The sequence below is a fragment of the Pseudomonas sp. MDT1-85 genome, from assembly GCF_054898065.1.
Genome location: NZ_CM142715.1, coordinates 682,754 through 705,581, shown reverse-complemented (window position 1 = coordinate 705,581; position 22,828 = coordinate 682,754). Strand labels below are relative to the sequence as shown.

The window sequence follows — 22,828 nt, the reverse complement described above, 5'->3', positions numbered from 1 at the left end:
TCAATGACTCACAGCAATCGCCTGATTGTTCATGATACGCGGAGTGAGAAATACCAGCAGCTCGGATTTTTTCTCCGAAACCACGTCACGCCGGAAAAGGCGGCCAAGATACGGCACATCCCCGAGAAATGGCACCTTATCTACAACCTTGCTCTGAGTATTTGAGAAAACCCCACCAATGACGATGGTCTCGCCGTCGTTAACCAACACCTTGGCGTTGACCTCGTTTTTCTTGATCGGTGGTACATCCTGCACTTTGTTCAGGTAGTCCGGTTCGTCCTTGGTGACCTTGACCTCCATGATGATGCGATTGTCTGGCGTGATCTGCGGGGTCACTTCCAGGGACAGCGAAGCCTCCTTGAACGACACCGAGGTGGCGCCGCTGGAGCTGGCTTCCTGATAGGGAATCTCGGTGCCCTTGAGGATTTTCGCGGTTTCCTTGTCGGACGTGACCACCTTGGGCTGCGAGACGATTTCCCCGTTGCCGGTTTTCTCCATGGCCGAAAGTTCAAGGTCCAGCAGCACATTGTCGGTAATGAAGGCGATGCCGATCCCCGAGGTATTGGCAGAGGTCCCAAGGTCGACGAACGGCGAGTTGGTACTGGTGCTGCCCGGCGTACCAATGGTGGTCGAAGAGCCGTTGACCCCGGACGTGTTCCAGTTACCCTTCTGCACCGAACCGCCCCATCGCACGCCAAGGCTTTTGTCGTAATCGACGTTAGCCTCGACGATGCGCGCCTCGATCATCACCTGACGCACCGGAATATCCAGTTGCGCAACGATGCGACGCAGTTCGTCGAGCCGATCCTGGGTCTGGTAGGCAATGATGTTGTTGGTTCGCTCATCAACCGTGATTGACCCTCGCTCGTCGATTTTCGCCTCGGCGCTGGTCACCGACTGGAACAGCTTGGCGATATCGGCGGCTTTGGCATAGTTGACCTGCAACAGCTCGCGACGTAGCGGCGCCAGTTCGGCGATCTGCTTCTGCGACTCCAGCTCCTGGCGCTCCCGGGCTGCGATTTCATCAGCCGGCGCCACCAGCAGCACGTTACCGATCTTGCGTTTATCCAGGCCTTTGGTTTTCAGCACCAGGTCCAGCGCCTGATCCCATGGCACATTCTGCAGACGCAATGTGATGCCGCCCTGCACCGTGTCGCTGGCCACCAGATTGAGGTTGGTGAAATCGGCGATCAGTTGCAGCACCGAGCGCACATCAATGTCCTGAAAATTCAGCGAGAGTTTTTCGCCGGTGTAGGCAAAGCGTTCGGCGTTGCGTTTCTGCAGATCATCGACAGTCATCGGCCGGATGCTGACGGTCAGTTTGTTGTCGGTCTGATAGGTCGAATAATCGAAGGCGCCACTGGGTTCGATACTGATAATAGCCCGATCGCCCGTGGCGCTGGCGTTGACGAACTGCACCGGCGTGGCGAAATCCTTGACGTCGAGGCGTACACGCAACCGTTCAGGCAGTTGGGTCTTGGTGAAACCGACGATGATTTTGCCATCGCGCTCCTGGATGTCCGGGGCGATGGACGGATCCGACAGATCGATGACCACATTGCCCTCGCCCTGGGTGCCGCGCTGGAAATCCACGCCCCGAATGGCCTTGCCCACAGACGCATTGACCCTGGCAGGTGCTGGCGTCGCAGTGGCTGTGCGCGGTGCGCTGGCGGCCGGTTTGGGCGCCTTGCTACCGGCCCCTTGCCCGACGACCACAAACAAATTGTTGCCTTCGACGCGAGTGTTGTACGGAGTCAATTGAGTCAGGCTGATGATCAGCCGTGTACGGTCCTTGGCCTCCACGACCGTGGCGCTGCGGGCATTGCCGCCGCCCAGCTCCCGATTCTTGTTCGCCAGCTGACTGGTGACCCCTGGCAGGTCCAGCGCAATCCGCGCAGGCTGCTCTGTCGTGTAACCGTGAGGCTGCGGCGGCGGCCCATCGAACGACAACTTCAACTCGACGCGGTCACCGGGCAGCGCGGCGACATCCAGCGCTTTGAGGTTGGCCGCCATTACCATCGGCGACAGAAACGCTATCCATAGCGAAATACCGAAGGTTGAGAAAATCCTGTTCATTATTCGAGTTCCACTATGAGTGCTCTTTCAAAGGGATGGTCCGCGGCCGTTCCAGCCAGGCACCTTCGCCGTCGGGAACGATTTCGACCACGTCGACTTGCGAACCGCTGATAGCGACGATCCGCCCATCGTTACGCCCCAGGTAATCGCCGACTTTCAGCCGATGCACGCCGCCCGCCCCACGCAGCAGCGCAAAGGAGCCGGTTGCATTGGAGATTGTGCCGACCATTTCAAATTGTTCGATGTTGAAACCTTCAAGGTACTGCTTGACCCGATTGGGGTCGGGTGTGACGTTACGCGAGCCGTGCTTCTGGCCGGCCAGATCGACTCTGACCTGCCGGGAGAACGGGCTACGCAGGTTGGCAGCGTTGTAAGTGAATGTCGGGTAAGACCGAAATGTCGGCGTTGGTTCAATCTTGCCGGGTGCACGCAGGCGCACTTCGTTCAGGTAGGCGTCCAGGTCACTGAAATCACTGTCGCCGCCACAACCGCCCAGGATGACCAGGCACATAATCATCGACAGGCAACGAATCGGGCTCATTTCTGCAACCCCTTGTCGTTGTAGCGATAAGTCTTGGCAAGGATGCTCATGCGCAACTTCGGACCGCCGTCGGGATTGGCCGGCGCCAGGTCGAAGTCATGCAGTGTGACGATCCGTGGTAGCCCGGCTACGCCGCTGACGAAAGTGGCCAGGTCGTGATAAGCACCGGTGACGGTGATCTGGATAGGGAGCTCGATATAGAACTGCTGGGTGGCCTCCGGTAGCAGCTTGATCTCTTCGAACTCCAGACCGCTGCCCAGGCCGGCGCGGGTAATGTCCTCCAGCAAGCCGGGCACTTCGGTGTCGCTGGGCAATTGCCGCAATAGCATGCCGAAGGAGTTCTCCATTTCCTTCATCTGCTGGGTATACAGCTCCAGATTCGCCGCCATATGGGCTTTGGTCGCGAATTGCTCCCTGAGTGTCGACTCTTCCTCGCGCCTGAGTTCCAGGTGGTTTTGCAGATCGCTGATCAGGAAGCTGTAGCCCAGAGCCAGCACCAGGACCATCAGCAGGACACTCGCCAGGACCTTGATTGCTGGCGGCCAGGAACCCATGTTGTTGGTGTCCAGGTCGTTGATGTCGATATGACGCAACCCTTCGAGCCATTCGGACGGTTTCATTTGGCGCCCCCCACAACTGCGGGCTGGGTCTGACGGACGGTCAACTGAAAAACATTGGCCTGATCCAGCTGGCCGGCGGTGGTCGCTTTGACTTCCGTGAGGTTGGGCGCATCGAACCAGTCGGACGCATCGAGATTACGCATCAGATCCGAAACACGGTTGTTGGATTCCGCCGCGCCGGTGATGGACACGGTTTTACCGACCATTTTCACTTCGGTGAAATAAACCCCATCCGGCAAAGTACGCGCCAACTGATCGAAAATTCTGCCGCTGATCGGCCGGTTGCCCTGCAGGTCCTGAATAATGCGCATGCGCTCCACGAGTTGCTGTCGACGGGCCTTCAAGTCGCTGATTTGCTTGATCCGCTCGTCGACCACGGCAATCTGCTTGCCGATGTAATCATTACGAGCGACTTGCCGATTAATCGCGCTGTCAATGACTTGGTCCGCGATCAGCAGCGCTCCCACCGAGCCCACCAGCACACCGACCAATGCAAGCAAAAAGCGTTTGCGACGCCCTTCGCGCAACTCTTCACGCCACGGTAAAAGATTGATCCGCGCCATCAGTCGAAACTCCTGAGGGCCAGCCCGCAGGCGATCATCAGTGCCGGAGCATCGCTTGCCAGGGCACCGGCGTTGACCTTGCTGCTCAGGGTCATGTTGGAGAAAGGATTGGCGACCTGAGTCGGCGTACCCAATCGCTGTTCGATCAACCGATCCAGCCCCGGGACCGAAGCGGTACCGCCAGCCAGCAGGATGTGATCGACCGAGTTGTATTGGCCGGAGGCAAAGAAAAACTGCAATGAACGCGACACCTGCTGCACTAACGCATCCCGAAACGGCTGCAAGACCTTACTGACGTAATCGTCCGGCAAACCGCCCTGCTTCTTTGCCAACCCCGCCTGCTCGACCGTCAGTCCATAACGACGCTGGATCTCTTCCGTCAGTTGACGGCCACCGAACAATTGTTCGCGGGTGTAGATGATCCGACCGTTATGCAACACGCTCAGGGTGGTCATGGTGGCGCCGATATCGACCACCGCCACGGTCAGACGCTCCTGAGAAGCGGCCAACTGGGTTGCCAGCAGGCCGAACGATCGCTCCAGGGCATAGGCTTCGACATCGACCACGCGCGCGGTCAGCCCGGCCAGAGCCAGGGCCGCTTCACGGACCTCGACGTTTTCCTTGCGACACGCCGCCAGCAGCACATTGACCCGCTCGGGGTTGCGCGCCGACACGCCTTGCACTTCGAAATCGATCGCCACTTCGTCCAGTGGATAAGGAATGTATTGATCAGCCTCGATCTTCAGCTGGTTTTCCATCTCGTCGTCGGAAAGACCGGCGTCCATCTCGATGGTCTTGGTGATCACCGCCGATCCGGCCACCGCCACGGCAACGTTCCTGAGGTTGGTTTTGGCCTTGGATAGTACCCGCGCAAGAGCCTGCCCCACCCCTTCGAGCTCGGCGATATTTTTCTCGACCACGGCGCTGGCAGGCAGCGGCTCGACCGCATAGGCCTCGACCCGGTACCGGTCGCCTTGGCGACTTAGCTCCAGTAGCTTCACCGACGTGGAGCTGATGTCGATCCCCAGAAGCGTATTGGCTTTTTTATTGAAGAGTCCTAGCACTACCAATTCCCTATGACTATCCGTGAGTTACGGACTCTGTAATATCCATTGCGTTCAATACCCCCCGTCTTGACAGAAGCGCAAATGACGCCCCCGACGGAAAAATGCTTATAATGCTGAGCGTTTTTTCCGCTTTCACTGCAAGCGCGGGTCATTTTCTGTATAGCCTGAACCCCTGATGCCTAATTCATTCTTTACCCTGGATATCCAAAAGCCTTGATTCGTCTGCTGAAATTTTTCGGTTGGTCCATCGTCGCCGTTTTCTGCGGACTGCTCCTGGGTCTGAGCGGCGCTTTTCTTTACCTTAGCCCTGGATTGCCGTCCGTGGAGGCGCTGAGAAGTATTCAGTTGCAGATTCCTTTGCGGGTGTACAGCAGCGACAACAAGTTGATCGCAGAATTTGGCGAAATGCGCCGGACTCCGATCCGTTTCGCCGACATTCCCCCCAATTTCATCAATGCGTTACTAAGTGCTGAAGACGACAATTTCGCCAACCACTACGGCGTCGATCCCAGCAGCCTGATGCGTGCCGCCACGCAGTTGATCAAGAGCGGACACATTCAGTCCGGCGGTAGCACCATCACCATGCAGGTGGCGAAAAACTTCTTCCTGACCAGCGAGCGCAGCTTCTCGCGCAAAACCACCGAAATCCTCCTGGCCCTGCAGATCGAACGGCAGTTGACCAAGGACGAAATCCTCGAGCTGTACGTCAACAAGATCTATCTGGGCAACCGCGCCTACGGCATCGAGGCAGCAGCGCAGGTCTATTACGGCAAGTCGATTCGTGATGTCAGCCTGGCGCAGATGGCGATGATCGCCGGCCTGCCAAAAGCCCCGTCGCGTTTCAACCCACTCGCCAACCCGACCCGCAGCAAGGAGCGTCGCGACTGGATCCTGGGGCGCATGTATAAGCTCGGCAAAATCACCGAAGCCGACTACACCACTGCGATCAATGAGCCGCTGAACGCCAGCTACCATGTGCCGACCCCGGAAGTGAACGCGCCATACGTCGCCGAAATGGCCCGTGCCGAAATGGTCGGCCGCTATGGCAGCGATGCATACACCGAAGGTTTCCGTGTCACCACCACAGTCCCGAGCAATTTGCAGGAGATGGCCAACACCGCGGTTCACGAAGGCTTGATGACCTACGACCAACGGCATGGTTATCGCGGCCCCGAGTCACGCCTGCCGGGTAAAACCCGAGAGGCCTGGACTCAGGAATTGACCAAACAGCGAATCATCAGCGGCCTGGAACCGGCGATCGTGACCAAGGTGGACAAGGACGGCGTGCAGGTGCTGACCCGCACGGGTACCGGCGAAGAGCACGTCGCCTGGGACACCATGAAGTGGGCTCGTCCGTTCTTGAACACCAACAGCATGGGCGCCAATCCGAAGCAGCCGTCGGATGTCGCACAGGTCGGTGATCTGACTCGCGTGCAGCGTCAGCCAGACGGTTCGCTCAAATTCAGCCAGATTCCGCAGGCCCAGGGCGCGCTGGTTTCCCTCGATCCGCAGAACGGCGCCATTCGTTCGCTGGTCGGCGGTTTCGCCTTCGAGCAGAGCAACTACAACCGCGCCATGCAGGCCAAGCGTCAGCCGGGTTCGAGCTTCAAGCCGTTCGTCTACAGCGCCGCCCTGGACAACGGCTACACCGCCGCCAGCCTGGTGAACGACGCACCGATCGTGTTCGTTGACGAGTACCTGGACAAGGTCTGGCGCCCGAAGAACGACACCAACACTTTCCTCGGCCCGATCCGCATGCGTGAAGCACTCTACAAGTCGCGCAACCTGGTATCGATCCGCCTGCTGCAAGCGCTGGGTGTCGACCGCACCATCGACTACATCAGCAAGTTCGGCTTCAACAAGCAGGATCTGCCGCGCAACCTGTCCCTGGCCCTGGGCACCGCAACCCTGACGCCAATGGAAATCGCCACCGGCTGGGCCACCTTCGCCAACGGCGGCTACAAGATCACCCCGTACATCATCGACAAAATCGAAAGCCGCAACGGCGACACGTTATTCGTCGCCAACCCGCCGAGCGTTCCGAAAGGCACCGTAGCCGGCGATGGCATCGCCATGCCGGTCTCCGACACCTTCACGGTCAACGCCACCCCAGGCGAAACACCAAGCGCCCAGCCAGCACCACAAACGCCAGCCGTGGCCGAGCGCATCGTCGATGGGCGCACCACTTACATCCTCAACAGCATGCTTGAGGATGTGATCAAACTCGGTACCGGCCGCCGTGCGCTGGCTCTGGGTCGCAGCGACATCGCGGGCAAGACCGGTACCACCAACGAATCCAAGGACGCCTGGTTCTCCGGCTACAACGCCGATTACGTGACCACCGTCTGGACCGGCTTCGACCAACCGGAAAGCCTGGGCAAACGCGAGTTCGGCGGCACCGTTGCCTTGCCGATCTGGATGAACTACATGGCGGCGGCCCTTAAAGACAAACCGCCCCACACCCAAGCGGAACCCGAAGGCATTCTCAGCCTGCGCGTCGACCCGATCAGCGGCCGCGCAGCCACCCCAGGCACGCCAGGTGCCTACTTCGAACTGTTCAAGGCCGAAGACACACCACCGTCGGTGAGTGAGCTGGGTAACGGCAATGTGCCAGGCAGCCCATTGCCAGCGGATGAGGCAGCGCCGATCGATTTGTTCTGATCACAGCGCCAACAAAAAGCCCCGTTCTTCATTAGAGGGCGGGGCTTTTTTACATCCGGGTTTCCTGTCAGATCGCCATCGCGAGCAGGCTCGCTCCCACCTTTGATCTGTGTTCGCAGGTTTCATGTGGGAGCGAGCCTGCTCGCGATGGCGCCAGTGCAGCTATAAAAAAACCCCGACTCAGAGTGAGCCGGGGCTTTTGGTTGAAGCGCTACAACGGCTTAGCCGTTGAACACGTCATCCACGCTTTTCAGCGGGTAGTTCTTCGGATACGGCAGGGTCGCTACACCGGTCTCGATCGCAGCCTTGGCCACGGCATCGGAGATCAGGGTGATCAGACGGGCATCCATTGGTTTCGGAATGATGTACTCACGACCGAATTCCAGTTTGATGCCGCCGTAGGCGTCGCACACTTCCTGTGGCACTGGCAGCTTGGCCAGTTCACGCAGGGCGTTGGCGGCAGCCACTTTCATTTCTTCGTTGATGCGCTTGGCGCGAACGTCCAGGGCACCACGGAAGATGAACGGGAAGCCCAGTACGTTGTTGACCTGGTTCGGGTAGTCCGAACGGCCGGTGGCCATGATCACGTCGTCACGGGTGGCATGAGCCAGTTCCGGGGAGATTTCCGGATCCGGGTTCGAGCACGCGAACACGATCGGGTTGGCCGCCATGGATTTCAGGCCTTCAGCGCTCAGCAAGTTCGGGCCGGACAGGCCAACGAACACGTCCGCGCCTTTCAGGGCGTCGGCCAGCGTGCGTTTTTCAGTCGAGTGAGCGAAAACAGCCTTGTACTGGTTCAGGTCGTCACGGCCGGAGTGGATCACGCCGGTACGGTCAACCATGAAGATGTTTTCGATGTTGGCACCCATGCTCACCAGCAATTTCATGCAGGAGATGGCGGCAGCACCGGCGCCCAGGCAGACGATCTTGGCGTCAGCGAGGGTTTTGCCAGCGATTTCCAGGGCGTTGATCATGCCGGCCGCAGTAACAATCGCGGTGCCGTGCTGGTCATCGTGGAATACCGGAATGTCGCACTGCTCGATCAGAGCGCGTTCGATCTCAAAGCACTCAGGTGCCTTGATGTCTTCCAGGTTGATGCCACCGAAGGTAATGGAGATACGCTTGACGGTGTCGATGAAGGCTTGCGGGCTTTCGGAGTCGACTTCGATGTCGAACACGTCGATGCCGGCGAAACGCTTGAACAGCACGCCTTTACCTTCCATAACCGGCTTGGAAGCCAATGGGCCAAGGTTACCCAGGCCGAGAATCGCGGTGCCATCGGAAATGACTGCAACCAGGTTGCCCTTGCCGGTGTATTTGTAGGCCAGTTCAGGATCGCGGGCGATTTCGCGTACTGGTTCGGCTACGCCGGGGCTGTAGGCCAGCGACAGGTCGCGGGCGGTAGCGGTGGCCTTGGTGAGCTCGACACTCAGCTTCCCTGGACGGGGATGGGCGTGATATTCGAGAGCGGCAGTTTTCAGATCAGACATAGGGGCATTCCGCTTTTTACTGTTGGACAGACGGACCGCCGAGGATACTCGCCTCGCAAAGTCCTCACAAGACTGACCAGTCACCCCTGTCAAGCGCCCGGCCCTACGACTTTGGGCCAAGAGCCACGGAACACAAGGGATATACTGTTCACAATCAACATTAAAAATGTCTACAATTTTTTATCACTGCGCCATCTGAAGCATCGCCGGGTCGGTCAATGGCAGAAGCCAGCGCGCCTGCCCTTCTTTCAGTCCGCCACGCCGCGAACGGTCCAGCACCCAGCCACGGGCCTCGATCTGCCTGCCCTTCAGCCGCTCGAGACTCGCCACATCGAACTGCCCCAGCAAATTGGGTGCAACGCGCAGTACAACCGAATCCTGCAACTCGATCCATACCCCGCCGCGATTGCGCTGAACCTTGCTCACACGACCGCTGAGTACAGCGAAACCGGAAGTGTTGATCTGCTCCGCTTTCAGTACAGGGGATTGACGCCACAACCCGAGTCCGGCCTGACGAGCACTGTGTTCCGCCGCTTGCTGGCAGTCGACCAGATCGACATTCGGCGCGACCGCTACCTGGAAACCGAGTCCTTCAGCGAGCATCTGCGCTTCAAGGTTGGCGCCATCGGCGCTGTAGACATGGGCCAAGGTGCGACCGTAATGGTCTTTGCTTTCTTTACCGGGCAACAAACCGACCCGTCCGTCGCCGGCAGCCACCAGTGCTTCCAGGCGTTGGCGTGCCGCCACCGCGAACGGCTCGTCGGAGCGGCCTTTCTTGCCCAGTTCCGGCGTATTCAAACCGATCATGCGCACGCTGCGGCCATCGCTCAGGCGCAGCGTGTCACCATCCACCACCCGCTGCACCACAACGGGCGTCAGCCCGCTCGGCGCCGGGCAGAAGGCCTGGGCACCGGAAAGCCAAATCGCAGACACAAAAAAGGCGCCCGCAAGGGACGCCTTTTTCATCAGCAAGGTAAAGCCCATCGGGCTTTGCAACCTTACTCTGCAGCAGCAGGAGCTTTGGCTTTGCCAAAAGCACCGAAACGGTCTGCGAAGCGCTGTACACGGCCGCCAGTATCCAGAGTCTTCTGCTTACCGGTGTAGAACGGGTGGCACTCGTTGCATACGTCAGTACCCAGTGGCTTGCACAGGTTCGAACGAGTTTCGAACTTGTTGCCGCAGCTGCAAGTTACTGCGATGGTTTCGTACGCTGGATGGATATCGGCTTTCATGGTGTATTCCTCAGGCTGGCGTGCCGCCACTCAACACTATTGTTGAATACCGCACGTAATTAGGCCGCGGATTCTACCAGACCTTTGCAATCACGCAAGCTGTCCCTTACACCGACCGTCTGCTAGGCTCCCGGCCCAAAGCGCCATCCATGTGGGAGCGAGCCTGCTCGCGAAAGCGGTGTGTCAGACGACATGAATGCTGACTGACACTCCCTCTTCGCGAGCAGGCTCGCTCCCACAGGTCTTGGCCCTGCTGTTTATTTTCCGCTGATCGAGATCCCCCCGCGTGCCCGACGCCATTTTGCGCCTCGCCCTGCCTTCGCCCCTGCGCCGCCTGTTCGATTATCGTGCCCCGGCCGGAGTCCTGCGTGCCCAGTTGCACCCGGGCATGCGCTTGCGGGTGCCGTTCGGTCGGCGGGAGATGATCGGGATTCTGGTGGAGATCACCGACACCAGTGAAGTGCCGGTAGAAAAGCTCAAACCGGCCCTGGCGCTGCTCGACGCCACGCCGCCGCTGCCCCCCGCGCTGTTCAAGCTGTGCCTGTGGACCTCTCAGTATTACCAGCACAGCCTCGGCGACACCTTGAGCTGGGCGCTGCCGGTATTGTTGCGTCAGGGTGAACTGGCCGAGGCTCGTCAGGAGCGCTTTTGGTCCGCCGCGCCAGGCGCCAGCCTCGATGACCCACGCATCGCCCGCGCCCCGCGACAACGTGAAGCCTTGGCGACCCTGGCCCAGCATCCCCACGGCGTCGCTCATCAGTTGTTGAGCAAACTGATGCTGAGCAAGGACAGCCTCGATCTGTTGCTCGCCAAGGATCTGGTGCAGGTAGAAATCCGCAAACACGCGCCCGGTGTGCGCCACGAACACTGGCTGGCGCAACCGGAATTGCCGCTCAACCCGGAGCAGAGCGCCGCTTATGAGGCAATTCGCGCCGGGTTCGACAGTTATCACGCGTTCCTGCTGGCCGGCGTCACCGGCAGCGGCAAGACCGAAGTCTATTTGCAGCTGATCCGTGAAACCCTCGAGGCCGGCAAGCAAGCCCTGGTGCTGATCCCGGAGATCAACCTCGGCCCGCAAACCCTGGCGCGCTTCGAGCAGCGCTTCAATGCACGGATCGCGCTGATCCACTCGGCAGTCAATGACCGCGAACGCCTGGAAGCGTGGCTGGCGGCACGGGATGGCGAGGCCGACATTATTATCGGTACCCGTTCGGCACTGTTCACGCCGATGAAGAACCCCGGTCTGATCATCATCGATGAAGAGCACGACGGCTCTTATAAACAGCAGGAAGGCCTGCGCTACCACGCCCGCGACCTGGCACTGGTCCGCGCCCGGCAGGAAAACATCCCGATTGTCCTCGGATCTGCCACCCCTTCGCTGGAAAGCCTGCAAAACGCCTACACCGGTCGTTACGGCCTCTTACGCCTGAATGAGCGGGCCGGTGGCGCCAAGCAACCGCGTTTCCTGCGCCTGGACGTGAAAAGTCGCCCGCTGGACAGCGGCATTTCCGGACCGATGCAGCAAGCCATCGGCCAGACCCTGGCCGCCGGTCAGCAGGTGCTGGTGTTCCTCAACCGCCGCGGATTCGCCCCGACGCTGCTCTGCCACGACTGCGGCTGGATGTCCGAGTGCAAGCGCTGCGACGCGCGGATGACTGTGCACCAGCGCTCAGGCGAATTGCGTTGTCACCATTGTGGCGAAGTCGAACGAGTGCCCCGCCATTGCCCAAAATGCGGCAAAGTCGATTTGCGCCCCGTGGGTGCTGGCACCGAGCGTGCCGAAGAACGCCTGGGGATTCTGTTCCCGGATGTCCCGGTGCTGCGGGTTGACCGCGACAGCACCTCGCGCAAAGATGCGATGAATCAACTGTTCGCCACCATTCAGAAAGGCCAGCCATGCATTCTGGTCGGCACACAGATGCTTGCTAAAGGGCACCACTTCCCACGGGTGACCCTGGTGTCGATTCTCGATGCCGACGGCGGACTTTTCTCCGGAGACTTCCGCGCCAGCGAACGCATGGCGCAGTTGATCGTCCAGGTCGCCGGGCGCGCGGGGCGGGCCGAAGAGCCGGGCAAAGTGATTATCCAGACGCACCTGGCGGACCATCCGCTGCTGGTGCAACTGACCGAACAGGGCTATTTCGCCTTTGCCGAACAGGCGTTGAGCGAACGCCGCTCCGCAGGGCTTCCGCCGTTTGCGCATCTCGCGCTGCTGCGGGCCGAAGCGCATAAACCGGGGCAAGCCGAAGGCTTCCTCGATGAGGCGTGCAGCGAGGCCGAGCGTTTGCTGGCCGAGCAGAATCTGACCGGGATTGAGTTGCTGGGGCCGGTGCCGGCACCGATGGAGCGCCGAGCCGGGCGTTATCGAGCACAGTTGCTGCTGCAAGCCACGGCCCGGGCGCCGCTGCATCGATTGCTGAGCAGTTGGTTGCTGGTGTTGGAGCAGATGCCGAGTGGGCGGGCGGTGCGTTGGTCGCTGGATGTGGATCCGGTGGATTTGTATTGATTTAGAGATCGCCTTCGCGGGCAAGCCTCGCTCCTACAGGGATCACGCAAATCTCTGTAGGAGCGAGGCTTGCCCGCGAAGGCGATCGATTTGTCACCACATATCCATAACCTGCCCGCTATAGTTGGCAAGCCCGCCTTCGCAACGGATAATGCCCAGTTTTTCCACCAGCGCATCGAAGCGCCGCCGCGCTTGCGGTCGACAGAGAACACCATGAAAGACACCATTCGCCAGCTGATCCAACAAGCCATCACCCAACTCGTCAACGAAGGTGTGTTGCCTGAAGGCCTGTCGCCGGCGATCCAGGTGGAAAACTCTCGCGACAAGAAAAACGGCGACTTCGCCAGCAACATCGCCATGATGCTGGCCAAACCGGCGGGCATGAAACCCCGTGACCTGGCCGAGAAAATCATCGCCGCGCTGCCGGCTGACGAGAACGTCTCCAAAGCCGAAATCGCCGGTCCTGGCTTCCTGAACTTCTTCCAGAATACTCAAGCCCTGGCGACCCGCCTGGACGCGGCGCTGGCCGACGACCACATCGGCGTGCGCAAGGCCGGCCCGGTGCAGCGCACCGTGGTAGACCTGTCGGCGCCGAACCTGGCCAAAGAAATGCACGTCGGCCATTTGCGCTCGACCATCATCGGCGACGGCGTGGCCCGGGTTCTGGAATTCCTCGGCGACGAAGTGATCCGCCAGAACCACGTCGGCGACTGGGGCACCCAGTTCGGCATGCTGATGGCTTATCTGCAGGAAAACCCGATCACCAGCGACGAGCTGTCGGACCTGGAAAACTTCTACCGCGCCGCCAAGCAACGCTTCGATGAATCCGAAGAATTCGCTGATCGCGCCCGTGGCCTGGTGGTCAAGCTGCAAGCCGGCGACCCGGACTGCCTGGCGCTGTGGACCAAGTTCAAAGACATCTCGCTGTCGCACTGCCAGAAAATCTACGAACTGCTGAACGTCAAACTGACCATGGCCGACGTAATGGGTGAAAGTGCCTATAACGACGACCTGATCAACGTGGTCAACGACCTCAAGGCCGCTGGCCTGCTGGTCGAAAGCAACGGCGCCCAGTGTGTGTTCCTCGACGAATTCAAGAACGCCGACGGCGACCCGCTGCCGGTGATCATCGTCAAGGCTGACGGTGGCTACCTCTACGCCACCACCGACTTGGCGGCCGTGCGTTATCGCAGCGGCGTCCTGAAAGCTGATCGCGCGTTGTACTTCGTCGACCAGCGCCAGGCGCTGCACTTCCAGCAAGTGTTCCAGGTCGCGCGTCTGGCCGGCTTCGTAACGCACCCGATGGAAATGGAACACATGGGCTTCGGCACCATGAACGGCGCCGATGGCCGCCCGTTCAAGACCCGTGACGGCGGCACCGTGAAGCTGATCGATCTGCTGACCGAAGCCCAGGAACGCGCCTACACGCTGGTGAAAGAGAAGAACCCGACACTGGCCGAAGACGAGTTGCGCAACATCGCCAAGGTCGTGGGCATCGGCGCCGTGAAATACGCCGATCTGTCCAAGCACCGCACCAGCGACTACAGCTTCAACTTCGACCTGATGCTGAACTTCGAAGGCAACACCGCGCCGTACCTGTTGTACGCCTACACCCGTGTGGCCGGCGTATTCCGCAAACTCGGCAAGGATTTCAGCGAAGTCGAAGGGCAGATCGTCCTCGAAGCCGCGCACGAACATGAGCTGGCGGCGAAACTGGCGCAGTTTGGCGAAATCCTGAATAACGTGTCCGACAAAGGCACGCCGCACATTCTCTGCACCTACTTGTACGATGTTGCCGGCCTGTTCTCCAGCTTCTACGAGAACTGCCCGATCCTCGGCGCCGACACCCCGGCGCAAATGCAGAGCCGCCTGCGCCTCGCCGCGCTGACCGGCCGCACTCTCAAGCAAGGCCTGGAACTCTTGGGTCTGGAAACTCTGGAGCGTATGTAAGTTGGCTGCCAAGAAAAAACCTGCACCCAAGCGTGGCGCCAGCCGTTACCAAGCTCCTGCGAAGCAACCGATCCCGGGCTGGCTGTGGATGGCCATCGGCCTGACAGTCGGCGCGTTCATTGTGTTTCTGATGAAGCTGGAGCCGGGCAAGGGCAGCGATACCGTCAAGCGCGAGAAGATCGAACAGCAGAAAGCCAGCAAGATCGCCGAGGCCAACAAGACCCCGCCGAGCCCGACGCAACCGGTAAAGCCGAAGTACGACTTCTACACCTTGCTGCCGGAATCGGAAGTCATCGTGCCGCCGGACGCGGTACCGGAAAAAACCTTGCCGACACCACAAGTGCCGGCCATTCCGACCACGCCGGTGACGCCAGCGGAAGCGGCGAAGATCGATACGGCCCGGGCTCAAGCGGCATTGGCTGGCATCACCCCGCCGCCAGCGCCACCCGTGGCAAAAGCTGCGCCGGTAACCAAGTTCTTCTTGCAGGCCGGTTCGTTCCGCAAGGAAGCCGACGCCGACAAGGTTCGTGCGCAGATCATTCTGCTGGGTCAGGCCGTGGCGGTTGAATCCGGCACTGTGAAGGACGAAACCTGGTATCGGGTTCTGGTCGGCCCGTTCAGCAACCGCGAACAGCTGACCACCGCCCAGAAGCAACTGGCTGGAAGCGGTTTCAGCAACCTGTTGTTACAACAACGCCAGAGTCGCTGATCCCGTCAGGACACCGCGTCATCGTTCTTCGCGGGCAAGCCTCGCTCCTACAGGATCACGTAAATCTCTGTAGGAGCGAGGCTTGCCCGCGAAGGCGCCCGAACAGACAACATCCCCACCCCCGCCCTACACCGCTCGTCCCCTCTCCCGCTCCACAGTTGAAAAACGCTCCACCACCCCCATATGAGTTGGCATGGGCATTTTCGCCCCGCTGCGTGGAGACTCTCCCTTGACCACCATCGTTTCAGTTCGCCGCCACGGCAAAGTCGTCATGGGCGGCGACGGCCAGGTTTCGCTCGGTAATACCGTGATGAAAGGCAACGCGAAGAAAGTTCGCCGCCTCTACCACGGCCAGGTTATCGCCGGTTTTGCCGGGGCCACCGCTGACGCCTTCACCCTCTTCGAGCGTTTCGAAGGCCAGCTGGAGAAACATCAGGGTCACCTGGTTCGCGCCGCCGTCGAACTCGCCAAAGAATGGCGCACCGACCGCTCACTGAGCCGCCTCGAAGCCATGCTCGCGGTCGCCAACAAAGATGCCTCCCTGATCATCACCGGTAACGGTGACGTGGTTGAGCCCGAAGAAGGCCTGATCGCCATGGGTTCCGGCGGTGGTTACGCCCAGGCTGCCGCGAGTGCCCTGTTGAAGAAAACCGATTTGTCGGCGCGGGAAATCGTCGAGACAGCGCTCGGCATCGCCGGCGACATCTGCGTATTCACCAACCACACCTTCACCATTGAGGAGCAGGATCTCGCTGAGTAAGCCTGTTCCGGCCTAGCGCCACGGCTCACTTTTGCTTGAGGACCGCCAATTATTATGCCCATGACCCCCCGTGAAATCGTCCACGAACTCAATCGCCATATCATCGGCCAGGACGATGCCAAACGCGCCGTCGCCATTGCCTTGCGCAACCGCTGGCGCCGGATGCAGCTGCCCGAAGAGCTGCGCGTCGAAGTCACCCCCAAGAACATCCTGATGATCGGCCCTACCGGTGTCGGTAAAACCGAGATTGCCCGTCGCCTGGCCAAGCTCGCCAACGCGCCGTTCATCAAAGTCGAAGCGACCAAGTTCACCGAAGTGGGCTACGTCGGCCGCGATGTCGAATCGATCATTCGTGATCTGGCCGACGCTGCGATCAAGCTGCTGCGCGAACAGGAAATGACCAAGGTTCGCCACCGCGCCGAAGACGCCGCCGAAGAGCGCATCCTCGACGCGTTGCTGCCACCGGCACGCATGGGCTTCAGCAACGAGGACTCCGCGCCGTCCGCGGATTCCAACACCCGTCAGCTGTTCCGCAAACGCCTGCGTGAAGGTCAGCTGGATGACAAGGAGATCGAAATCGAAGTGGCCGAAGTGTCCGGCGTCGATATCTCCGCGCCACCGGGCATGGAAGAAATGACCAACCAGCTGCAGAGCCTGTTCGCCAACATGGGCAAGGGCAAGCGCAAAAACCGCAAGCTCAAGGTCAAGGAAGCGTTGAAACTGGTACGCGACGAAGAAGCCGGTCGCCTGGTGAACGAAGAAGAATTGAAGGCCAAGGCCCTGGAAGCCGTCGAGCAGCACGGCATCGTGTTCATCGACGAAATCGACAAGGTCGCCAAGCGCGGCAATTCCGGCGGCATCGACGTGTCCCGCGAAGGCGTACAGCGCGACTTGCTGCCGCTGATCGAAGGCTGCACCGTCAACACCAAACTGGGCATGGTCAAGACTGACCACATCCTGTTCATCGCTTCCGGTGCGTTCCACCTGAGCAAGCCGAGCGATCTGGTGCCGGAGCTGCAAGGTCGTCTGCCGATTCGGGTCGAGCTCAAGGCCCTGAGCCCGGAAGATTTCGAACGCATCCTCAGCGAACCGCATGCATCGCTCACCGAGCAGTATTGTGCACTGCTGAAAACCGAAGGGCTGCTCATCGAATTCCTGCCGGACGGCATCAAGCGTCTCGCCGAGATCGCCTGGCAGGTCAATGAGAAAACCGAAAACATCGGCGCACGTCGCCTGCACACCCTGCTCGAGCGTCTGCTCGAAGAGGTGTCGTTCAGCGCCGGCGATCTGGCCAGCACCCACGAGGACAAGCCGATCCTGATCGATGCCGATTACGTCAACAGTCACCTGGGCGAATTGGCGCAGAACGAAGACCTGTCCCGTTATATCCTGTAAGCAACCCTTACAGATGTAGTGGAACTGTGGGAGCGAGCCTGCTCGCGATGACGGCGGTACATTCAACCCTTGTGTTGACTGTTGCACCGCAATCGCGAGCAGGCTCGCTCCCACAAGGTTCCGCACAAAACGGATACCCGGTCATGATCCCCACCGACATCAAACTCCACAAAGCCTCAAAAACCCTGACGCTCAAATACGCGTCCGGCGAGGAATATCACCTGCCCGCCGAGTTCCTTCGCGTGCACTCTCCTTCCGCCGAAGTCCAGGGCCACGGCAAACCTATCCTGCAATTTGGCAAGATCGGCGTAGGCCTGAGCAAGGTCGAACCGGCTGGTCAGTACGCACTGAAACTGACCTTCGACGACGGCCACGACAGCGGCCTGTTCACTTGGGAGTATCTGTACCAGCTGGCAGTGCGCCAAGAAGATCTCTGGAACGATTATCTTGCTGAACTCAAAGCGGCTGGAAAGACCCGCGATCCGAATGAGTCGGTCGTCAAGCTGATGCTCTAGCTCAGGCCTCTGGCTATTTAGAGGGCATTTTCTAATTCCATCTGTTTGAATGCTCCGCTGCGGTGTCAATGATTGGCCCGCTTGCGAAAAAAATTAAACTCGGGTAACCAATGGAGCTGGCAAGTTCCGTGCAGTGCTCTCTGAACTAAAAAGCAGCGATGCGCAATTTACAGTCACCCGAGCAGTAGTACCTGGCGTGCTGTGTGACTACACAGCTGGACTCAGGTACTCGCCTCAGGACAATGGAGCGTCGTAGATGAGTAACAAGCTTAACGATGACTTGAAATTTCAGGCTTCGGAAAATACCTTGGGGCTGAATCCTGTTGTTGGACTACGTAGAAAGGATCTCTTGGGCTCAGCCCGCATGGTGCTGAGCCAGGCCATCAGACAACCCATCCACAGTGTCAGGCATGTCGCCCATTTCGGCATCGAACTCAAGAACGTGCTGTTGGGAAAATCCGAGCTTCAACCGCAAAGTGATGACCGTCGCTTCCTTGACCCGGCGTGGAGTCAGAACCCGCTCTACAAACGTTATTTGCAAACTTATCTGGCGTGGCGCAAGGAGCTTCACGCGTGGATCGATGACAGCAACCTCTCGCCCAAGGACGTCGCTCGCGGTCATTTCGTGATCAACCTCATGACCGAAGCCATGGCCCCGACCAACACGGCGGCCAACCCGGCGGCGGTCAAACGCTTCTTCGAAACCGGTGGCAAAAGCCTGCTCGACGGTCTCTCCCATCTGGCCAAGGATCTGGTGCACAACGGCGGCATGCCGAGCCAGGTCAACATGGGCGCGTTCGAAGTCGGCAAGAGTCTGGGCGTGACGGAAGGCGCAGTGGTGTTTCGCAACGACGTGCTGGAGCTGATCCAGTACCGACCGATCACCGAGCAGGTGCATGAACGCCCGCTGCTGGTGGTGCCGCCACAGATCAACAAGTTCTACGTTTTCGACCTGAGCCCGGACAAGAGCCTGGCGCGCTTCTGCCTGCGCAACAACGTGCAGACGTTCATCGTCAGCTGGCGCAACCCGACCAAGGAACAGCGCGAGTGGGGTCTGTCGACCTACATCGAAGCGCTCAAGGAAGCGGTCGATGTCGTCACCGCGATTACCGGCAGCAAAGACGTGAACATGCTCGGCGCCTGCTCCGGCGGCATCACCTGCACCGCCCTGCTGGGTCACTACGCAGCGATCGGCGAAAAGAAGGTCAACGCCCTCACCCTGCTGGTCAGCGTGCTGGATACCACCCTGGACAGCGATGTGGCCCTGTTCGTCGATGAGCAGACCCTCGAAGCCGCCAAGCGCCATTCCTACCAGGCCGGTGTGCTGGAAGGTCGCGACATGGCGAAAGTCTTCGCCTGGATGCGCCCCAACGACCTGATCTGGAACTACTGGGTCAACAACTACCTGCTGGGTAATGAGCCGCCGGTTTTCGACATCCTGTTCTGGAACAATGACACCACACGGTTGCCGGCGGCGTTCCATGGCGACCTGATCGAGATGTTCAAAAACAACCCATTGATCCGCTCCGACGCCCTGGAAGTGTGCGGCACGCCGATCGACCTCAAGCAGGTGACCGCCGACATCTTTTCCCTGGCCGGTACCAACGATCACATCACCCCGTGGAAGTCTTGCTACAAATCCGCGCAACTGTTCGGCGGCAAAGTCGAGTTCGTGCTGTCCAGCAGCGGGCACATCCAGAGCATTCTGAACCCTCCGGGCAATCCAAAAGCGCGCTACATGACCAGCACCGACATGCCGGTCAAAGCTGAAGAGTGGATGGAAAACTCCACCAAGCACACCGATTCCTGGTGGTTGCATTGGCAGGCGTGGCAAGCCGAGCGCTCGGGCAAACTGAAGAAATCCCCCGCCAACCTTGGCAACAAGGCCTATCCAGCGGGTGAAGCTTCGCCGGGTACTTACGTGCATGAACGTTGAGCTTCAAATAACTCGTAGTCCGCGGCACTGGGAGGTGCCGCGATCTCTATCGATTACTCTCGAGGCCAGCCTCGAACATTCTGCGACGGCCCGGGACGGCTCGATCAGCGTTTAAAAACTACAGGGCTCTGTGCATGCCGCAACCGTTCGTCTTTCGTACCGTCAACCTGGATGGCCAGACCCTCCGCACCGCGGTACGCCCCGGCAAGCCTCACTTGACGCCCTTGCTGATTTTCAACGGCATCGGCGCCAACCTGGAGCTGATATTTCCGTTCGTCCAGGCTCTGGATCCGGACCTGGAAGTCATCGCCTTCGACGTACCCGGCGTCGGCGGTTCATCGACTCCCAACCGCCCGTATCGCTTTTCGGGCCTGGCGAAACTCACGGCGCGAATGCTCGACTATCTCGATTACGGGCAAGTCAACGTGATTGGCGTTTCGTGGGGTGGCGCCCTGGCGCAGCAGTTCGCCCATGACTATCCCGAGCGCTGCAAGAAGCTGGTGCTGGCGGCCACGGCGGCCGGCGCCGTGATGGTTCCGGGCAAGCCGAAAGTGCTGTGGATGATGGCAAGCCCCAGGCGCTACATCCAGCCATCCCATGTGATCCGCATCGCACCGATGATTTATGGCGGCTCGTTCCGTCGCGATCCGACCCTGGCTGCCAGTCACGCCGCCAGGGTCCGCTCGGCAGGCAAACTCGGTTATTACTGGCAACTGTTCGCCGGCCTCGGCTGGACCAGCATTCACTGGCTGCACAAGATCAACCAACCGACCCTGGTGCTGGCCGGCGACGACGATCCACTGATCCCGCTGATCAACATGCGCATGCTGGCTTGGCGAATTCCCAATGCCCAATTGCATATCATCGACGACGGCCATCTGTTTTTGATTACCCGGGCCGAAGCGGTGGCACCGATCATCATGAAGTTCCTTGAGGAGGAACGTCAGCGCGCAGTAATGCATCCACATCCGGCGCCATCGGGGGGTTAACCGATCCCGACTTTTGTTTATGAAAAGGAGTCGGCAGGAGGCCGTGCCGCGCAACAACCCGCAACAACGTCTATGGTGTTCTGTTTCGGGGTGTTTGTTTTTGGCCTGATGACGAAGGAGTGTTGACTCATGCGCGACAAACCAGCGAAGGGCTCTTTGCCCACTCCCGCTGCATTCATCAATGCACAAAGTGCGGTTACCGGTCTGCGCGGCCGGGACCTGCTTTCGACCTTGCGCAGCCTGGCCACCCACGGCCTGCGCAACCCGGTGTATACGGCCCGGCATGCCTTGAAGCTGGGCGGCCAGTTGGGCCGCGTATTGTTGGGTGAAACCTTGCACCCGACCAACCCGCAGGACAGTCGCTTTGCCGACCCGACGTGGAGCCTCAATCCTTTTTATCGCCGCAGCCTGCAGGCCTATCTGAGCTGGCAGAAAGAAGTCAAAAGCTGGATCGACGAGAGCAACATGAGCCCGGACGATCGTGCCCGCGCCCACTTCGCCTTCGCCTTGATCAACGACGCCGTGGCGCCGTCCAACACTCTGCTCAATCCGCTGGCGATCAAGGAATTTTTCAACTCCGGCGGCAACAGTCTGGTTCGGGGTATCGGCCATTTGCTCGACGACCTCCTGCACAACGACGGCCTGCCCAGACAGGTCACCAAGCAATCGTTCGAGGTGGGCAAAACGGTTGCCACCACTACCGGCTCCGTGGTGTTTCGCAATGAGCTGCTGGAGCTGATCCAGTACAAGCCGATGAGCGAAAAGCAGTATTCAAAGCCGTTGCTGATCGTGCCGCCACAGATCAACAAGTACTACATTTTCGACTTGAGCCCCAATAACAGTTTCGTGCAGTTCGCCCTTAAAAACGGCTTGCAGACCTTCGTTATCAGCTGGCGCAATCCCGATGTGCGTCATCGCGAATGGGGGTTGTCGTCTTACGTCGAAGCCGTCGAAGAAGCGATGAATGTGTGCCGGGCGATCACCGGCGCTCGCGAGGTCAACCTGATGGGGGCCTGTGCCGGCGGGCTGACCATCGCTGCGCTACAAGGGCATCTGCAGGCCAAGCGGCAGCTACGACGGGTGTCCAGCGCGACCTACCTGGTCAGCATGCTCGACAGCCAGATAGACAGCCCAGCCACCCTCTTCGCCGACGAACAGACGCTGGAAGCGGCCAAGCGCCGCTCGTATCAGAAGGGCGTTCTGGAAGGTCGTGACATGGCCAGGGTGTTTGCCTGGATGCGTCCCAACGATTTGATCTGGAATTACTTCGTCAATAACTACCTGATGGGCAAGGAGCCGCCGGCGTTCGACATCCTCTACTGGAACAATGACAACACGCGCCTGCCGGCGGCGTTTCATGGCGACCTGCTGGACTTCTTCAAGCACAACCCGCTGAGTCATCCTGGTGGGCTGGAGGTGTGCGGCACGCCGATCGACCTGCAGAAAGTCACCGTCGACAGTTTCAGCGTGGCGGGCATGAATGATCACATCACCCCGTGGGATGCGGTGTATCGCTCGACATTGCTGCTGGGTGGCGAGCGGCGTTTTGTGCTGTCCAATAGCGGTCATGTGCAGAGCATTCTCAACCCGCCCCACAATCCGAAAGCCAACTACGTCGAGAATCCGAAACTGAGCAGCGACCCGCGGGCCTGGTATTACGACGCCAAGCGCGTCGACGGTAGTTGGTGGACGCAATGGCTGGGCTGGATTCAGGAACGCTCCGGCGCGCAACGCGAAACCCAGATGGCCCTCGGCAACCAGAACTATCCACCGATGGAGGCGGCACCCGGTACTTACGTGCGCGTGCGCTGACGTTCA

General features: G+C 59.8%; 18 protein-coding genes. 10 read left to right on the top strand and 8 right to left on the bottom strand.

From position 1 onward, the window contains the following. The 5 genes from pilQ to ACYZT2_RS03225 are packed head-to-tail and all read right to left on the bottom strand — an operon-like array spanning window position 1 to window position 4,864. Entirely contained in the window at window positions 1-2,076 is a 2,076-nt protein-coding gene (gene pilQ, locus ACYZT2_RS03245) for a type IV pilus secretin PilQ (protein WP_461970074.1), read from the bottom strand. A gap of 13 nt (window positions 2,077-2,089) precedes the next feature. Further along, entirely contained in the window at window positions 2,090-2,617 is a 528-nt protein-coding gene (locus tag ACYZT2_RS03240) for a pilus assembly protein PilP (RefSeq protein ID WP_461970072.1), read from the bottom strand. Beyond that, window positions 2,614-3,237, bottom strand: a complete 624-nt coding sequence (pilO, locus tag ACYZT2_RS03235) for a type 4a pilus biogenesis protein PilO (RefSeq protein WP_461970070.1) — start codon at window positions 3,235-3,237, stop codon at window positions 2,614-2,616. Before pilO ends, ACYZT2_RS03240 begins: the two co-directional genes overlap by 4 nt. After that, the gene (locus tag ACYZT2_RS03230) at window positions 3,234-3,800 is read right to left on the bottom strand and encodes a PilN domain-containing protein (RefSeq protein WP_253546965.1); all 567 of its coding nucleotides are present in this window, start codon (window positions 3,798-3,800) and stop codon (window positions 3,234-3,236) included. The genes pilO and ACYZT2_RS03230 overlap by 4 nt, the downstream gene beginning before the upstream one ends. Then, window positions 3,800-4,864 (bottom strand): pilus assembly protein PilM, encoded by a 1,065-nt coding sequence (locus ACYZT2_RS03225; protein WP_461970067.1) that lies wholly within the window; start codon window positions 4,862-4,864, stop codon window positions 3,800-3,802. Before ACYZT2_RS03225 ends, ACYZT2_RS03230 begins: the two co-directional genes overlap by 1 nt. A 219-nt stretch (window positions 4,865-5,083) precedes the next feature. Here ACYZT2_RS03225 and ACYZT2_RS03220 point away from each other — a divergent pair, with 219 nt between their 5' ends. Beyond that, the gene (locus tag ACYZT2_RS03220; protein ID WP_461972977.1) at window positions 5,084-7,528 is read left to right on the top strand and encodes a penicillin-binding protein 1A; all 2,445 of its coding nucleotides are present in this window, start codon (window positions 5,084-5,086) and stop codon (window positions 7,526-7,528) included. A gap of 221 nt (window positions 7,529-7,749) precedes the next feature. Here the strand turns inward: ACYZT2_RS03220 and ACYZT2_RS03215 are convergent, their stop codons facing one another. From ACYZT2_RS03215 to rpmE, 3 genes are all read right to left on the bottom strand, one after another. Continuing rightward, on the bottom strand, window positions 7,750-9,018 hold the full coding sequence (locus ACYZT2_RS03215; protein ID WP_461961664.1) for a malic enzyme-like NAD(P)-binding protein: 1,269 nt from the start codon (window positions 9,016-9,018) through the stop codon (window positions 7,750-7,752). 183 nt (window positions 9,019-9,201) lie between these two features. Beyond that, entirely contained in the window at window positions 9,202-10,002 is an 801-nt protein-coding gene (locus tag ACYZT2_RS03210) for a thermonuclease family protein (RefSeq protein WP_461970065.1), read from the bottom strand. Between the two features lie 14 nt (window positions 10,003-10,016). Beyond that, window positions 10,017-10,250: a 50S ribosomal protein L31 gene (gene rpmE, locus ACYZT2_RS03205; RefSeq protein WP_282379923.1), complete on the bottom strand. Its 234-nt coding sequence runs from the start codon at window positions 10,248-10,250 to the stop codon at window positions 10,017-10,019. 286 nt (window positions 10,251-10,536) lie between these two features. Here rpmE and ACYZT2_RS03200 point away from each other — a divergent pair, with 286 nt between their 5' ends. From ACYZT2_RS03200 to phaC (ACYZT2_RS03160), 9 genes are all read left to right on the top strand, one after another. Continuing rightward, the gene (locus ACYZT2_RS03200) at window positions 10,537-12,756 is read left to right on the top strand and encodes a primosomal protein N' (protein ID WP_461970063.1); all 2,220 of its coding nucleotides are present in this window, start codon (window positions 10,537-10,539) and stop codon (window positions 12,754-12,756) included. Window positions 12,757-12,969: 213 nt separating this feature from the next. Beyond that, entirely contained in the window at window positions 12,970-14,706 is a 1,737-nt protein-coding gene (argS, locus tag ACYZT2_RS03195; protein ID WP_052965061.1) for an arginine--tRNA ligase, read from the top strand. 1 nt (window position 14,707) lies between these two features. Then, on the top strand, window positions 14,708-15,415 hold the full coding sequence (locus ACYZT2_RS03190; protein ID WP_038978602.1) for an SPOR domain-containing protein: 708 nt from the start codon (window positions 14,708-14,710) through the stop codon (window positions 15,413-15,415). A gap of 229 nt (window positions 15,416-15,644) precedes the next feature. Next, the gene (gene hslV, locus ACYZT2_RS03185; RefSeq protein ID WP_007899242.1) at window positions 15,645-16,175 is read left to right on the top strand and encodes an ATP-dependent protease subunit HslV; all 531 of its coding nucleotides are present in this window, start codon (window positions 15,645-15,647) and stop codon (window positions 16,173-16,175) included. Between the two features lie 54 nt (window positions 16,176-16,229). After that, window positions 16,230-17,570 carry an ATP-dependent protease ATPase subunit HslU gene (hslU, locus tag ACYZT2_RS03180; protein ID WP_253546978.1) on the top strand — a complete coding sequence of 447 codons (1,341 nt, stop codon included), beginning with the start codon at window positions 16,230-16,232 and terminating at the stop codon, window positions 17,568-17,570. Between the two features lie 143 nt (window positions 17,571-17,713). After that, on the top strand, window positions 17,714-18,085 hold the full coding sequence (locus tag ACYZT2_RS03175; protein WP_461970060.1) for a gamma-butyrobetaine hydroxylase family protein: 372 nt from the start codon (window positions 17,714-17,716) through the stop codon (window positions 18,083-18,085). Window positions 18,086-18,341: 256 nt separating this feature from the next. Beyond that, window positions 18,342-20,021: a class II poly(R)-hydroxyalkanoic acid synthase gene (gene phaC, locus ACYZT2_RS03170; RefSeq protein WP_461970058.1), complete on the top strand. Its 1,680-nt coding sequence runs from the start codon at window positions 18,342-18,344 to the stop codon at window positions 20,019-20,021. Window positions 20,022-20,155: 134 nt separating this feature from the next. After that, entirely contained in the window at window positions 20,156-21,010 is an 855-nt protein-coding gene (gene phaZ / locus ACYZT2_RS03165; protein WP_030129227.1) for a poly(3-hydroxyalkanoate) depolymerase, read from the top strand. A 129-nt stretch (window positions 21,011-21,139) separates the two neighbouring features. Then, window positions 21,140-22,822: a class II poly(R)-hydroxyalkanoic acid synthase gene (gene phaC, locus ACYZT2_RS03160; RefSeq protein WP_461970055.1), complete on the top strand. Its 1,683-nt coding sequence runs from the start codon at window positions 21,140-21,142 to the stop codon at window positions 22,820-22,822. Window positions 22,823-22,828 lie beyond the last annotated feature (6 nt).